We start from the raw sequence: 14,649 nt of genomic DNA, 5'->3' as shown, positions 1-14,649 counted from the left end.
GCTTTCATATCGTCACCACGCTGTATGACTTCAGTTCGATCGTTTGGGGGATTTCGGCCAGAGACAGCACGCGCAGGTGCGGAACGGCGCGCTCGCACAGGGAGCGGATGTGCCTTCGCAAATCGGGTGCGCACAGCAGGACAGGCAAGAGGTTGCTCTTCATCATCTGCTCGGCCTGCTGCATCATGCGAGCCATGAATTGCTCTGCCAGACGTGGTTCCGGCCCGTAGGACTGCGCGTCGGCATGAGCCGCTTGCAGCCCTTGCAACAAGCGGCTTTCGATCATCGGGTCGAGCGTCATGACCTGGAGAACCGGTGCTTCGCCGACCAGACCCTGGCAGATGGCATGACCCAGGCGCTGGCGCACACGCTCGGTGAGCAGCGATGCGTCTTTGGTGGAGCGGCCGGCATCGGCCAGGGTCTCAAGAATGGCTTCGATGTGGCGGATGGAGACTTTCTCGCGCAGCAGGTTTTGCAGAACCTTTTGCACATCGCTCACCGACAGCACGGTGGGCACCAGTTCCTCCACCAGTCCCGGCTGGCTCTGGCGCACCCGCCCGAGCAGGCGATCGGTCTCGGCTCGGGTGAGCAGGCTTGCGGATTCGCGCTTGAGAATCTCGGTCAGGTGCGTCATCAGCACCGTCGGGCCGTCTACCAGGGTGAACTTGGCAGCTGTCGCCAGGCCCCGGTTTTCATCGGTGATCCACAGCGCCGGAAGCCCGTAGGTCGGATCGCGGGTGATTTCACCGGGGATGGAGCGCACGTCGCCGGATGGGTGAATCGCGAGCCACTGCGAGCTGCGCACTTCAGCCCGCGCAACAGCGACACCGTCGACATTGATCTCGTATTTGTCCGCTGCAAGCTTTGTCGATTCCTTGAACCGCACGCGAGGAAGGACCAGGCCGAGTTCGAGCGCATGTTGCTTGCGAAACGCCTTGATGCGTTCCATGAAAGGGCCTTCTTGCTCCATGACAAGCGGCACCCAGTTGCGCCCGACGTGGATCTCGATAGGCTCGACCGGAAGCGTTGCGTAAGGATCGTCAGCGCCCTCCCCGCTGCTGCCGTCTGTGTCGGCAGCACCTTCCTGATTCGAAGCCTCATGGCTTCGCTTCGACAGGCGCGACGAGATGAACGCCACCGCCATCACCCCCGCGACCAGAATGAGCGTCGGGACGAGCGGAATGCCCGGCAAGAGCATGAGTCCGCAAAGCGCGCCAGCCACCAGCAGCAGGGTCTTGGGAAACGACGTGATCTGCCGCAACGCTTCGCGGCTCAGGTTGCTGTCCGACGACGAGCGCGTCACGATGATGCCGGTGCCTACCGCGATGACCAGCGCGGGAACCTGGGTGACGATTCCATCGCCAATGGTGAGCAAGGTGTAGGTCTGGAGCGCCTGGCCCCACGGGATGTGGTGCTGCATGACGCCGATCAGCAAGCCACCCACGATGTTGATCAGCAAGATGATGATGCCGGCAATCGCATCGCCCTTGACGAACTTGCTTGCACCATCCATGGCGCCATAGAAGCCTGCTTCTTTCTCGATCTGCTTGCGGCGCTTCTGGGCTTCTGCCTGGTCGATGAAACCCATGTTCAGGTCCGCATCGATGCTCATCTGCTGCCCGGGCATGCTGTCGAGCGTGAAGCGCGCCGCGACTTCAGACACGCGTTGCGCGCCACTGGTCACGACCACGTACTGCACCACGATCAGGATGCAAAAGACGATCAGCCCGATCACATAGTTTCCACCGACCACGTACGAGCCCACGGCACCGATCACCTTGCCGGCATCTGCATCAGAAAGAATCAGGCGGGTAGCGGCAACATTGAGTGAAAGACGGAAAAGAGTCGCAATCAGAAGCAGCGACGGAAAAGTCGAGAACTCGACAGGCCGCGCCATATAGAACGTGAGCAGCAGGATCAGGAAAGCGAAGCTGAAGTTCGCCAGGATGAGAAAGTCCAGCAGGCCGCTGGGAATAGGCGCGAACAGGACGACCAGGACGCCCAGCACCAATGCGACAAGGGCGATATCGCTTTGCTTGCCGAAGAATCGCTCCAGCGCGTTCATGCTGCAGCCCCAGAGGCACCCGTGCGGGCCTGCCTCATCGCAAACACCCACACCAGGATGCGTGCCACCTGCGCGTACAGGTTGGGTGGGACGTGCTGCTCAACTTCGACCGTGTGGTAGAGCTCGCGCGCCAGCGGCGGGTTCTGCACGACCGGAATGCTGTGCCGCGCGGCGATCTTCCTCATGGTCGCCGCGAGCGTGCCCGCCCCCTTCGCAACGACCTGCGGTGACTGCATCTGGCCGTGCACATAACGCAGTGCCACAGCGAAATGCGTCGGGTTGGTCAGCACGACGTCCGCAGTTGAGGTGTGGCGCACCGCCATGCTGCGTTTGAGCGCCTCGCGGCGCAGTTCGCGCAACCTCGCCCGAATGCGCGGGTCGCCTTCGCGAGTCTTGTTTTCGTCCTTGAGTTCGCGCCGGCTCATGCGCATCTTCTTGTCGAACTCGCGGCGGGTGAACCCGAAATCAACCAGCGCGATGATGCACAGCATCAAGGCCATCTTCAGGCCCGTGGCGGCCACGTCGTCAACCAGCGTGCGAAGCAGCCTCGGGGCGGACATCGAGGCCAGGTGAAAGAACTGCGGCGTCAGGCTCTTGAGCGCCTGATAAACCACGAGGCCCAGCAACAGCAGCTTGATGATGGCCCGCGCACCATCGAACAAGGTGCGCATGGAAAACACCTTCTTGAAGCCGTTGACAGGATTGGCTCGGTCAAAGTCGGGCTTGACGGGGTCGGCCGAAAGGATGGGCCCGGTTTGCATCATGTTGCCGGCGATCGCGGCGATGACGATGGCCCCCATGAAAGGCGCCAGCATGAGCAGGCTGTCCTTGACCATGGCGCTCACCAGCCGCCAGAGACTGGCCGGGCTCGCCTCCATGCGACCGGCTTGCGCAAGCAGCGAGTGGTCGTATCGAAATTGCGCGACCAGTCCGTCGGCACCCTGCCAGTACAGATACGCCACGGCCACCGTGAATACGATCGCGGAAACCACGTCCGCGCTCTTGCCGACCTGGCCCTTGTCCCTGGCTTTCTCCAGCTTGTAGGGCGTGGCCGCTTCGTTGCGGTCGAGGTCCTGCTCGGCCATCAGCGCGCTCCCTGGGCGGGTACAGGCGGGACAGACAGCGTGGCATCCCAGCTCTTGTAGATGGACCCGTAGATACGGCTCATGGAATCGCCCATTCCACCAAACCACAGCGAGAGCGCCGCGAGGCCGACGACGATCTTGAGCGGGATGCCGATCACGAACATGTTCATCTGGGGCAGGTTGCGTGCGACCACGCCAAGCGCCAATTCGACCAGCAGCAGGCAAACCACCACAGGCGCTGCGAGCGCGAAGCCCATCGCGAAGAGCCCGCCGACCTGCTTGATGACCAGCGGCACCGTCGCCTCCAGCGGCCAGGGACGCCCCAGAGGAAATCGCTCAAGGCTGAACGCGATGCCGCGCAGCAGTGCGTGGTGCCCGTTGATGAGAAAGAATGCGATCACACCCAGCCGGTCGAAGGCCGATGTCAGCACTGGTACCTGGCGGTTGGACACGGGGTCGTACACCTGCGCCATGCCGAAGCCAATCTGTATGTCGATCAGACGGCCGGCCAGCGATATGGCGGCGAACGCGCTGAGGATTCCCAGCGCCAGCATGGCCCCGAGCGCGACCTCAGTCATGGCTGCAACAAACAGGGAGGCCGTGCTGGAAGCGGAGAACAGGACAGCCAATCCCTCGGTCGGAACGCCGAGCGCCAGAGCGGCCGCCATGCCGATGACCAGCAGGACGCGAGCGACAGCAGGAACCCCGAATGCATACAGCACGGGCGTCATCAGGAACACGGCCGAAAGACGCAGCGACAGCAGGAAAACGGCCACGACATAGCCGGGATCGAGGGCGCCAGCCAGGCCTGACGTGATGAGACTGAAATTCACGTCACGGCCCGACGAACATGGCGGGAATCTGGGTCCAGAGGCGGGTCGCGAACTGGGAAAGCGTGCGAAGCATCCAGGGACCAAACACAACGAGGGAAATGCCTGCCGTAATCAGCTTTGGCACAAAGGTCAGGGACATTTCCTGCACTTGCGTGACGACCTGCAGGATGCTGATGGCAAGCCCGACCAGCATCACCAGCCCCAGGACGGGCAAGCAAACCAGCAGGCCGGTCCAAAACAGGTCGGCCATCATGGCGATGGCCACATCTGATCGCATTTCCCAATCCTTTTCATACGTCGCCGCTTGGGGGCAGATGCGAGCCCGACCGGGCACGACATCACTGTTTCATCAGATTTTTGAACTAAGTTAGTCCAATTGATTAACAGATACGTATTAGTTTAGGAGATGCTCTCTAGCTGGTAAACCCTTAATCAAGGGCAAATGCTCATCCAGAAGTCTGTGTCCGCAGCCGCGCCGGAGCCAGTCCGGAGTTCCTATTTCTCAGGCCTGGTGAGGAGCCGGCCGCATCAATGTGTAGCCCTTCAACGGCAGTCGCAGCGACAGTGCAGCCGCGAGCAGCAGCAGCACGCCAGCGCTTCCAAACGCGACCCAGTGCGTGCCGAAGGTTTCATAGCCCCATCCGCCCAGCCACGAGCTGAGCATGCCGCCGATCTGGTGGCCCAGGTACGCCAGGCCATAGAGCACGCCCACCAGCCGAACGCCATAGACGTCGGCAAGAATGGCCGATGAAAGTGCAATGCTGCCTGCCCAGACGAGCCCTCCAATCGAAGCGGCCAGGTACAGCTCGAAGTGCGTTCCCACCAGCACCAGTGCAAAGAATCCGAGGCCGCGAATCGAATAAATCACTGCCAGCAACTTGCGGCGCGGCACCCGATCGGCCAGTCGACCCAGCGCCATCGTGCCGAAAATCGCCACCAGCCCGATCAGGCCTATGCCCATCGAACTGGACATCGCATCGAAGCCATGGTCCATCAGCATCGGCATGCCATGCGTGCCAAGCAGGTTCATCGAAAAGCCGCATGCAAACAGGCCCAGAAACACCTGCCAGAACGGCACCGTGCGCATCACTTCACGCAGTTGCAGGCTGGTTGTGACTGCGGGCGGATTCGCGCGCATGGCGGCAATTTCGTGCGCACCGAGGTCGGTGTGTTCTGGCGCGTCGTCTCGCATGACCAGCAGTGCCACTGGAATCGTGAACAAGGCAAACACTGCGGCGAACCCAAGCAGTGTCACGCGCCACCCCACTTCGGCAATGGCCCAGGCGAGCACCGGTGTCATCACGGCCATGCCCGCCATCGAACCCGTGGACAGGAAGAACAGGGCCATGCCCCGCCGGCGTGTGAACCAGTGGCTGATGACCGGCGTGAGCGCCACCGGGCTCGTGAAGGCAAGACCCACCGACAGCATCACGCCAAAGGACAGCAGAAAGGTCGTCGCGCTGCGCGCATTGACCGACCAGATGGCCGCCAGCACGACGATGGTCGTGCCCAGCAGCAAGACAAAACGCGTACCGCGCCGCGCGACCAGAAACCCCGCCACCGGCATCGCCAGACCGTAGCAAAGCATGCCCGCCGCCACGATGGAGGCCAGCAGGCTGCGGCTGAATCCGAGGTCGTTGGCAATGGGCAGGAAAAAAGGGCCGATGCCCAGCCGCATGCCCACGGACAGGAGCGTCAGCATCGCTGCAGCGCCGACGATGTTCCAGCCGAAATACCACTTGCCGCCAACGCTCATGTCTTGTTCACTCCCGCGCACGAAAGCGCGCCGACTGGCCATCGTGCCAGACTCTCGCGCGTCATCCTGCCGCAGGCACCCGGACCACGCCACGCGCGACGAGCTGGTCAATGGCCGCTTCGTCATATCCCAATGATTGCAGGATCTCGGCGGAGTGCTCCCCCAGCGCTGGCGCGGCACGCCGGATGGCCGCAGGCGCATTGCGCATGTGGATGGGGCTTGCCAGCATGCGCGTCTCGCCTGCCACGGGATGCTGGTGCGTCACGACACTGCCTCGTGCCTTCGCATGATCGCTTTCAACAGCCTCTGCCACCGTCAGTACCGGACTGATGCACAGGTCCTTGTCCTTGAGCCGTTCGAACCATTCGTCGCGTGTCCGAGTTCGGAAAATCTGCGCCATGCCCGCGCGAATTTCTTCCTGACGTGCGTCATCCGCATACTGGTCAGGCAGCCACTCGGGCCGTTCCAGCGCGTTGCACAGGTTGGCAAAGAAGTGTTCTTCGATCGCCGAAATGGTGACGTAGCCGCCATCAGACGTTTCATAGATGTCCGACCACGGATAGCGGCCGTTGTGGCGCTCCTCGCCGCGGCTGGGTGCCTTGCCGCCACCGAGATAGGTGGCCACCGCCGTCACCGACATCGACATCGCGCTGTCGAACAGCGAAATGTCGATGTACTCGCCCTCGCCGGTGTGCTCCGCGCGCCGCAGGCCCAGCAGGATGCCGATGGTCGCCAGATGCGCTGCGGCCAGGTCCGAAATCTGCGGGCCGCTCATCGCAGGCGGGCCGCCGCGCCGGCCCAGCAGACCCAGCACGCCCGCCACCGACAGGTAGTTGGGGTCGTGCGCGACCACATCGCGCAGCGGCCCGTTCTGCCCAAATCCCGACAGGGCGCAATAGACGATGCGCGGGTTCACCTCGCGCACCGCTTCGTAGTGAATGCCCAGCCGCTTGACCACGCCGGGGCGGAACTGCTCGAACACCACATGGGCGGTCTCGCACAGCTTCATGAAAACCTCATGGCCCTCCCTGCTCTTGAGGTCGATCGCCAGGCCGCGCTTGTTGCGGTTGATCTGTGCGTGGCGCGCCGAGACGCCATTGCGCAAGGGCGCGACACCGCGAAAGTTGTCGCCTGCGCCCGTGTCTTCGATCTTGATCACGTCGGCGCCGAAGTCGGCCAGGATCTGCGTGGAAACAGGCCCCGGCAACTGGCGGGAGAGATCGAGGACGATGACGCCCTCCAGTGGCAATGCGGTCATTTTTCTTCCGTGTCAGTAGTCGAAGCGCTCGAACGCAGGCTGCCCATCGGCGGCCTTGCGCACCAGGTAGCTGTGAGCCAGCGAGGTCTCGGTCTTGGGGTAGTCGAGCCGGTAGTGCGCGCTTCTGGTCTCCGCGCGATTGAGGCAGGCGCTCAAGACCAGCTCACTGGCCTGCGCCATGTTTCGCACGCTCAGCGCCGACACCAGCGTGTCCAGGCTCGCGCGGGCGTCGGTCTCCATCTCGGCCCTTACCTCACGCACCGTCTTCAAGGCAGATCGCAAGCCGTCCCCCGTCTTCTCGACCAGGCACTCGCCCTGCATCGCCTTGCGGATGCGGCGCGCAGGCTCGGCCGTGTCGGTGGGCACGCCGCCGCGCAGCAATCGCTCAACGCCATCGACCGATTCAGCCAGCGTCGCGCCCTCACCCCGACCAGCCAGACCCCCACGCATTCCAAGTGCACGCAAGGCCGCGGCCTTGCCGCTGCGATGGCCAAACACCTGCCCTTCCGCAAGCGAGTTGCCACCCGGCCGGTCCGGGCCGCGAACACCACCCGCCAGTTCGCCGATGACGAAGAGGCCCGGCACGCTGCTTTGCGCATTGGCATCCGTCATGCGAACACCGCCATTCATGCACTGGAATGCGACGCCCACTTCCAGCGTCTCCTTTTGCAGATCGACGCCACGCTCGTTCATCCAGCGCGCGGTGTTGGGCAGCACGCGGCGCATCTCCTGCGGCGGCACATGCGCGAACGAGAAATACACGCCGCCGTGCGGCGAGCCGCGTCCCTCGGCCACCTCATGCGCCATCGCGATGTCGAGGTAGCGTGAGACATTGGTTGCAGTGAACGGAAAGCCCTTTTCGTCATAGACGGTTTGCGCGGTGACACCCTCGGGCAGGTAGTCCTGCAGGAACTCGCGCCCGTCTGAATTGAGCATCTTCGGATACAGCCGGAAGGCAGACCCGCTGAACAGTTGCACATAGGGATGCACCAGCGCGGGACCGACCTGGTGGAACTCCAGGTTGACCAGTTCCGCGCCATGCCGAAAGCAGATCGCCTGACCGTCGCCCGTCATCTCCGCCGTGGACACCTGCAGGTCAAAGCAGCTGTGCAGGCCGCCGGTACCCAGCACCACCGAGGGCGCGCGGTAATGCACCAGCACGCCGCGCTTCGTGTCGAAGCCCAGCACACCGCAGGCTTCGCCCCGGGCATCGCGAACCAGATCGACCAGCGAGACGCTGTCCTCCACCTGCACGCCAGTGCGCACCAGTTCATCGGACAGCGCCTCCACAAAAGCCTTGCCGGTCTTGCCCTTGACGCCGAGCGCACGCGCATGGCTGCCGAAATCGCTCTGGATCAGCTTGAAATGCTCGCCCTCGCGGTCGAACGGCACACCGATGGACATCAGGTCGCGGATGCGCTCGGGCGCTTCCTCGGCGAGCACCCGAACCAGCGCCCGGTCAATGAAGCCCTGCCCGGCACGCATGGTGTCGTCGTAGTGTTTCTGGCGGCTGTCGGCTGCTTCACCGAAGCCCGCCGCACCCATGCTCATGATCTCGCTGGCGCCGTGCACCGTGCTGCCGCCGGTCTTGAACGGTGCCTTGGTCAACATGCGCACGTTGGCACCTTCGCTGCGCGCAGAAAGGGCAGCGCGGCTGGCGGCTCCCCCGCCGCCGACGATCACGACGTCGGCATCACGCGTCTCAAGCTGGATGCGCGCAGTCATCTCAGCGCCCCGAAGTCAGTTCGCGCGCAACCACATTGCGCAGGATCTCGCCGGTTCCGCCCAGGATCTGGAACACCTTGGCTTCGCGAAAGTGCCGCTGCATCGCGTACTCCATCGAGTAGCCGTTGGCACCCATGACCTGCAGTCCTTCCAGCGCGACCTTCATGTAGGTGTCGCCGGCAAAGTACTTGGCTTGCGCCGATTCCACATTGCACTCCTGCCCCGACGCCAGCAGCGCTGCACCGCGATAGGTGAGCAGGCGTGCGCAATCGACCTGCGTCTGCAACTCGACCAGGCGATGGTTGATCGCCTGGAATGACGAGATCGACCGGCCGAACTGCTTGCGCTCGTTGGTGTATTCGATGGCCAGGTCCAGCGCCGCCTGCGCTGCGCCGACCACGATGGCGCCCAGCGCAATGCGCTCCTTGGCCAGCACCCCCATCAGCTGTCGCCAGCCGTGATGCAGGTCGCCTACCAGCTGGCTCGCATGCACCTTCGCATCGACCAGGTTCAGCTCGCACGATCGAACCATGTGCCCGCCCAGCAGGTCGATGGGCCGCACTTCCAGACCCGGCGTCGGATTGGGCACCAGCAGCAGGCTGATGCCTTCGTGCTTGCCCTCGCCTTTCTCGGTGCGGATCGCCATCAGGATGTTGTTGGCCTGCATGGAGCCGGTGATCCACATCTTGGTGCCGTTGACACGGAAGTAGTCGCCTTCGCGAACCGCATTCGTCTTCAGGCTGGCGGCGTCCGAGCCCGAGCCGTTTTCGCTCAAGGCAAAGGCGAAGAAGGTCTTGCCTTCTGCCAGGCGCGGCAGCAGTTCGCGCTTCATCTCGGGCGTGGCGAGATGCACGAGCGCGCCGCCCACCATGTTGACATTGATGTTCCAGTAACGCGCCAGTGTGCTGCTGTGATAGCCGATCACTTCCAGCATGCCGATCATGTCCATCGCACCACCGACGCCGCCATACTCTTCAGGCAGGTTCACTGCGAACCAGCCCTGACGCGCCATCAGGTCCACCAGCTCGGTGGGAAAGCGCTTTTCTTCATCGGCACGCCGAAGGTAGTCGGGCGTGGCGTGTTCGGCGAGCGCGCGGTGCACGCTCTCGCGGAACTCGAACTGTTCGGCGTTGAGATAAGGAGCCAGCTCGCGGCGGCCCAGCAATTTCTCGAGTTTCTGCATGTCGTGTCCTTCCCTTTTGTCTGTTCGGCGGACTCAGCTCGCGCGGGCCAGTGCACGCACTTTCATGTCACGCACATTCACATCGGCAGCGACCAATGAGTACAGGCTCGCGATGAAACCCTGGCCGTAGGGATTGGCCTCAGCCAGATAGCGCGGATTGGGGCTTGCGACATTCACGATCAGCGGACCCTTTTGCTGATGGCGCAAGGTGCCGGTGCGCAGGTCAAAGTGATGCCGCAGCACGTACTCCAGCCCCTTGACCCCCGACTCCTCGAACTCCTGGCCCAGCAGCCCGAGCTGGTAGCCCTTGACGAAGCCGTAGCTGATCATCACGGTGGCGCTGGAGTCGATCAGCGAATAGCTGTCATCGACCGTTGCGCGCCAGAACCCGTCTTCCTGCAAGGCAAGCAGCGACGCGCAGGTCTGGCGGAACATGGCGAGCAATTGCTCTGACGGCTTGTCGATCACTTCCAGTGCGTCCACCACCCCGGCCAGCCACCAGCCATTGGCGCGACCCCAGGCGGTGCCGTCGATCCACAGGTCCACCTTGCAATAGCTGTCTTCCACCGGGACTGCTGCGTTGAGCACATGGCGGATGAGCCCGGTCTCGGTTGCCAGCAGTTCGTGGTGACGCACCAGGTCGGACACGGCGCGATCACTCTCGCCCATGATGGCCAATGAGGGCGCAACCATGTAGGCGGTGTCGGCAAAGATCCAGCCTGGCGTGCTCGGCGCGGTCGAGAATACAGGCGCACCCGCGACTTCGACCCGCTCGCGCAGGTAGATGCCCAGCGCTTCGCGCGCCTGGCCTTCGTAGCCGGCCAGCACCAGCGGACGGATGCGCGACATCGAATCGCTGATGTTCGGATGCGCAACGATGCGGCCCAGCGGGTTCTTGCTGCGCGGAATGTTGCCGGTGCCTGCGAGCGTGTGCTCAAGCTGCTCCTTGAGCATCTGCGTGTGTCCCGACAGATGCATGCCGTTGAGCATGGCGGCGTGCTTGCCGCCTGTGTCGATCGGCTCCTGGAGGCCGCGCTCCAGCATCTTGCGGACTATCGTTTCTGCCATGGGTAAGACTCCTGTTCAGTTCAGTGTTTCTGGTCGGGCCGGCAGTTGCAGGCCCATGGGTTCGGAAGAAAAAAGCCGCGCGTCCATCGCCTTGCAATCGGGCGAGACACGCAAGGCAAACTCAAGGTGCGGACGGATCTGGGTATCGATGTCGATGCCCGGTGCCACTTCGATCAGGACCAGGCCGTGGTCGTCCAGCGCAAAGACGCAGCGCTCGGTGATGACCCGCACATGCGTGCCGCGCTCGAACGCGCTCGGTCCGTGCAGGTTGACCTGCTCCAGGTTGGCAAGCAGCTTGCGGTGGCGCCCTTCGCGTTCAATGTGCAGGATGGGTGTGCCGGTCGACGAACGGTCCACGCGCACCTGGAGGCCGCCGCTGTTGAGCGTGCCGCAAAGCAGCACCTTGCGGGTGCGATAGGTGATATCGACGAAGCCGCCCGGGCCGCGAATGTTGCCGTCGAAGCGGCCGACGTTCACGCTGCCCTGTCCATCGATTTGCGCAAAGCCCAGCAGCGTCGCGTCGAGACCGCCGCCGTGATAGAAATCCATCAGGTCGGCGGCATCGACGATGGCGTCGGGGTTGAAGTGGGCGCCGAACGCACCGGTCTGCCCCGGCACGCCCATCGCCGGAATCCCGCCCAGCGCGCCGTGCTCGACGCTGAAGGTGATGTCACCCAGCGCGCCTTCTTCGGCCAGCACGCTCGGCAACTGCGAGCCCATGCCCACGCCGAGGTTCACGATGTCGCGCGCCTGCAGTTCCATCGCGGCGCGGCGCACGATGATCTTTTGCTGGTCCAGCGCCATCGGCTGCGGCATCGGCGCTTCGCGCTTTGCGCCGGTGAAGGCGGGCTCATCGCCCAGCTGTGTCTGTATGGCATCCGCGTCCACCACCACCGCATCGACCCAGATGCCCGGAATCTCCACGTTGCGCGGATGCAGACTGCCTGCGGCCACGATGCGCTTGACCACGGCGATCACGCGGCCGCCGCTGGTGCGTGCCGCCATTGCAAGATGACGCACGCTGCCGGAGATCGGCTCGTCTTCCAGGCTGATGTTGCCGTGCTCATCGGCCACCGAGCCACGCACGATCGCCACATCGATGCGCTTGCTGCGCAGCAGCATGCAGGGCTCGCCGTCGATCTCCATCCGCTGCAGCAGGTCCAGCGGCGGCACCGACGGATGCACGCGCACGTCGCCGCCGTCGGGGTCGAAATACGTGTTCAGCCCAACATGCGTGAGCAATCCGGGTGAGCGTGCCGCACATTCACGCAGCCACCGGTACATCACGCCCATCGGCAGCACATAGGTTGCGATGCGCCCGTCCATCACGGACGCCATCAGCGTGGGCGTATCGCGCACGTTGTACGAAGACGCAATCAGCGTCTTGACCATGCCTGGCGCGGCCAGGTGCTCCAGCCCTGTCGTTTCGCCTACGACAGACCAGCCGGTGCGGCATGGGCAGATGACGGTCAGGCCTGCAGGTTCGCCGGTATCCGCAAATCGCTCTTGCAGCGCGCGCAGCACGGCTTCGGTGGACAGCAGCGACACGACCCCCGAGATCGCGACCGTGTCGCCCGATCGAACCAGCGCAGCAGCCTGCGCAGCTTCCATGACGCGCGCACCGCTCATCAATCGACCTTCAGGTTGGAGCGGCGGATCACCTCACCCCAGCGCGTGATTTCCGAGCGGATGAACTGGTCGAACCCTTTGGGCGTATTGGGGCTGAAATCAGCGCCCAGCCCTGCCAGCTTTTCCTTGACCTCGGGCTCGTTCATGATTTTTGTGACCGCAGCGTTGAGCGCCGCCAGTGTCTGCGGCGGCGTGCCCTTGGGCGCGAGCAAGCCTGCCCATGCGACCGCGCTGTAACCCGGCACGCCGGCCTCCGCAACCGTGGGCAAGTCGGGTGCTGCAGGCGAGCGGCGCTCCGAACTCACGGCCAGTGCGCGAAGCCGCCCGGACTTGACCTGCGGCAGCGCGGACACCATCGACGCCAGCATCATGTTGACCTGGCCGCCCAGCAGGTCGGCTTCTGCCGGGGCGCTGCCCTTGTACGGCACATGCACGAGTTCAATGCCGGCCATGTCGGCAAACATGGCCGCGGCCAGATGTTGCGACGAACCGTTGCCACCCGAGGCGTAAGACACCATGCCGGGCTGCGCCTTCGCGCGCCTGATCAGCTCTGCGGTGCTGGTCACCGGGACCGACGGATGCACGACCAGCACACTGGGCTGCGTGAGCAGCAGCAAGATGGGCTCGAAGTCGGTCAGCGTGTCGTACGGCAGCTTCTTGTACAGCGTGACATTGCTCGCGTGGCCCGGTGCGACGATGACCAGCGTATGGCCGTCGGCGGGGGCGCGCGCCACCACTTCCGAGCCCATGATGCCGTTGGCGCCGGGCTTGTTGTCGATCACGACCGTTGTGCCCAGCGCGGGGCCCAGGCGCTGGCCGATCATGCGGGCCACGATGTCGGTGGTGCCGCCCGGTGCGAACGGCACGACGATGCGGATGGGTTTGGATGCCCAGTTCGGCGCAGGCGCCTGGGCCTGCGCAGCGAACGGGGCGCACGCTGCGAGCAGCGCGGCGGAAACAATACGGCGGTTCAACGATTTCATGGTGTGGTGCTTTCGGTTCAGTCTGCAGTCGCGCCGGACAACTCGACCAGGCGCTTCCAGACCGGGACTTCCTTGGCGATGAAGTCGCGAAACTGCGCGGGCGTGCCGGGTGCGGGCTCGGAACCCTGTTCGGCCAGCAGCCGCCTGGTATCGGGCTGCGCCAGGATCTTGTTGATGGCGGTGTTCAGGCGTGCGACGATTTCCGGCGGCGTCTTGGCGGGAACGAGGATGCCGTTCCACAACGTCACCTCATAGCCGGCCAGTCCCTCATTGATGGCGGGTGTGCCGGGCAACTGGTCCGAGCGGCCCTTGGTCGTGACGCCGATCGCCTTGAGCTTGCCGCTGCGAATGTGGGGCAACACATCGACCAGCGGAGAGAAGATGGCTTCGATCTGGCCGCCCAGCACGTCCACGATCGCAGGGCCGCTGCCCTTGTAGGGCACATGCACCATGTTCGCCTTGGCCATGCTGTTGAACAGCGCGCCTGCGATGTGCAGCGAAGAGCCATTGCCTGCCGACCCGTAGCGCATCTCGTTGCGCGGGTCGCGGATGTAGGTCATGAACTCGGCCAGGTTGTTCACCGGCACCTTGGCATTGATTGCCAGCGCATTGGGGATGAAGGCCACCTGCGAGACCGGCGCGAAGTCTTTCTGGAAGTCGTAGGAGAGCTTCTTGTAGAGACTGATGTTGGTCACATGGGTGCTGGTTGCGAGAAACAGCGTGTGGCCGTCCGGCGCAGCACGTGCGGCCGCGTCGGCGCCCAGGTTGCCGCCTGCGCCGCCGCGATTTTCGACAACGACGGTCTGCCCGAGTTCGTCCTTGAGCTTCGCGGCGAGCATGCGGCCCGTCACGTCGGTGCTGCCACCGGGCGCAAACGGAACGATCAGCGTGATCGGCTTGCTGGGCCATGCGGCTTGCGCAAGTACGCTGGCGGGCGCCAGGACGCACAGCAAGCTGGCGAGCGCGATGGCCCGGTGAACTGCGCGGCGATTCGGATGAAACATCTGCTTGTCTCCTTGTGGTGGGGTGATCGTAGGAAGCGACCCGCTCGTTGGCGAGTGCGT

12 protein-coding genes are annotated in these 14,649 nt (G+C 63.9%); all 12 read right to left on the bottom strand.

Annotated elements, in window-relative coordinates; genetic code table 11:
• Positions 1-4 precede the first annotated feature (4 nt).
• A complete protein-coding gene (gene flhA / locus AQ12_RS00270; protein WP_048437842.1) occupies positions 5-2,065 on the bottom strand; it encodes a flagellar biosynthesis protein FlhA in 2,061 nt (686 codons plus the stop codon).
• A complete protein-coding gene (locus tag AQ12_RS00265; RefSeq protein WP_048437841.1) occupies positions 2,062-3,150 on the bottom strand; it encodes a flagellar biosynthesis protein FlhB in 1,089 nt (362 codons plus the stop codon). The genes flhA and AQ12_RS00265 overlap by 4 nt, the downstream gene beginning before the upstream one ends.
• Positions 3,150-3,983 carry a flagellar biosynthetic protein FliR gene (gene fliR, locus AQ12_RS00260; protein WP_152682608.1) on the bottom strand — a complete coding sequence of 278 codons (834 nt, stop codon included), beginning with the start codon at positions 3,981-3,983 and terminating at the stop codon, positions 3,150-3,152. Before fliR ends, AQ12_RS00265 begins: the two co-directional genes overlap by 1 nt.
• A 1-nt stretch (position 3,984) precedes the next feature.
• Positions 3,985-4,260: a flagellar biosynthetic protein FliQ gene (locus AQ12_RS00255; RefSeq protein WP_048437840.1), complete on the bottom strand. Its 276-nt coding sequence runs from the start codon at positions 4,258-4,260 to the stop codon at positions 3,985-3,987.
• A 225-nt stretch (positions 4,261-4,485) separates the two neighbouring features.
• Complete coding sequence (locus AQ12_RS00250) at positions 4,486-5,739, bottom strand: MFS transporter (RefSeq protein WP_048437839.1); 1,254 nt, start codon at positions 5,737-5,739, stop codon at positions 4,486-4,488.
• 61 nt (positions 5,740-5,800) lie between these two features.
• Entirely contained in the window at positions 5,801-6,997 is a 1,197-nt protein-coding gene (locus AQ12_RS00245; protein ID WP_048437838.1) for a CaiB/BaiF CoA-transferase family protein, read from the bottom strand.
• 12 nt (positions 6,998-7,009) lie between these two features.
• On the bottom strand, positions 7,010-8,722 hold the full coding sequence (locus AQ12_RS00240) for an FAD-binding protein (RefSeq protein WP_053076465.1): 1,713 nt from the start codon (positions 8,720-8,722) through the stop codon (positions 7,010-7,012).
• A 1-nt stretch (position 8,723) separates the two neighbouring features.
• A complete protein-coding gene (locus AQ12_RS00235; protein ID WP_048437837.1) occupies positions 8,724-9,905 on the bottom strand; it encodes an acyl-CoA dehydrogenase family protein in 1,182 nt (393 codons plus the stop codon).
• Positions 9,906-9,938: 33 nt separating this feature from the next.
• Complete coding sequence (locus AQ12_RS00230) at positions 9,939-10,973, bottom strand: glycoside hydrolase family 88 protein (protein ID WP_048437836.1); 1,035 nt, start codon at positions 10,971-10,973, stop codon at positions 9,939-9,941.
• 15 nt (positions 10,974-10,988) lie between these two features.
• On the bottom strand, positions 10,989-12,602 hold the full coding sequence (locus AQ12_RS00225; RefSeq protein WP_048437835.1) for a CoA-transferase: 1,614 nt from the start codon (positions 12,600-12,602) through the stop codon (positions 10,989-10,991).
• Complete coding sequence (locus AQ12_RS00220) at positions 12,602-13,585, bottom strand: tripartite tricarboxylate transporter substrate binding protein (protein ID WP_048437834.1); 984 nt, start codon at positions 13,583-13,585, stop codon at positions 12,602-12,604. The genes AQ12_RS00225 and AQ12_RS00220 overlap by 1 nt, the downstream gene beginning before the upstream one ends.
• A gap of 17 nt (positions 13,586-13,602) precedes the next feature.
• On the bottom strand, positions 13,603-14,589 hold the full coding sequence (locus AQ12_RS00215; RefSeq protein ID WP_053076464.1) for a tripartite tricarboxylate transporter substrate binding protein: 987 nt from the start codon (positions 14,587-14,589) through the stop codon (positions 13,603-13,605).
• Positions 14,590-14,649: the final 60 nt, after the last annotated feature.

Origin of the sequence: Caenimonas sp. SL110, assembly GCF_001044395.1 — a bacterium.
Classification (GTDB): Bacteria; Pseudomonadota; Gammaproteobacteria; order Burkholderiales; family Burkholderiaceae_C; genus Ramlibacter.
The sequence above is the reverse complement of the archived record's forward strand: the minus strand, read 5'-3'. Positions and strand labels throughout refer to the sequence as shown.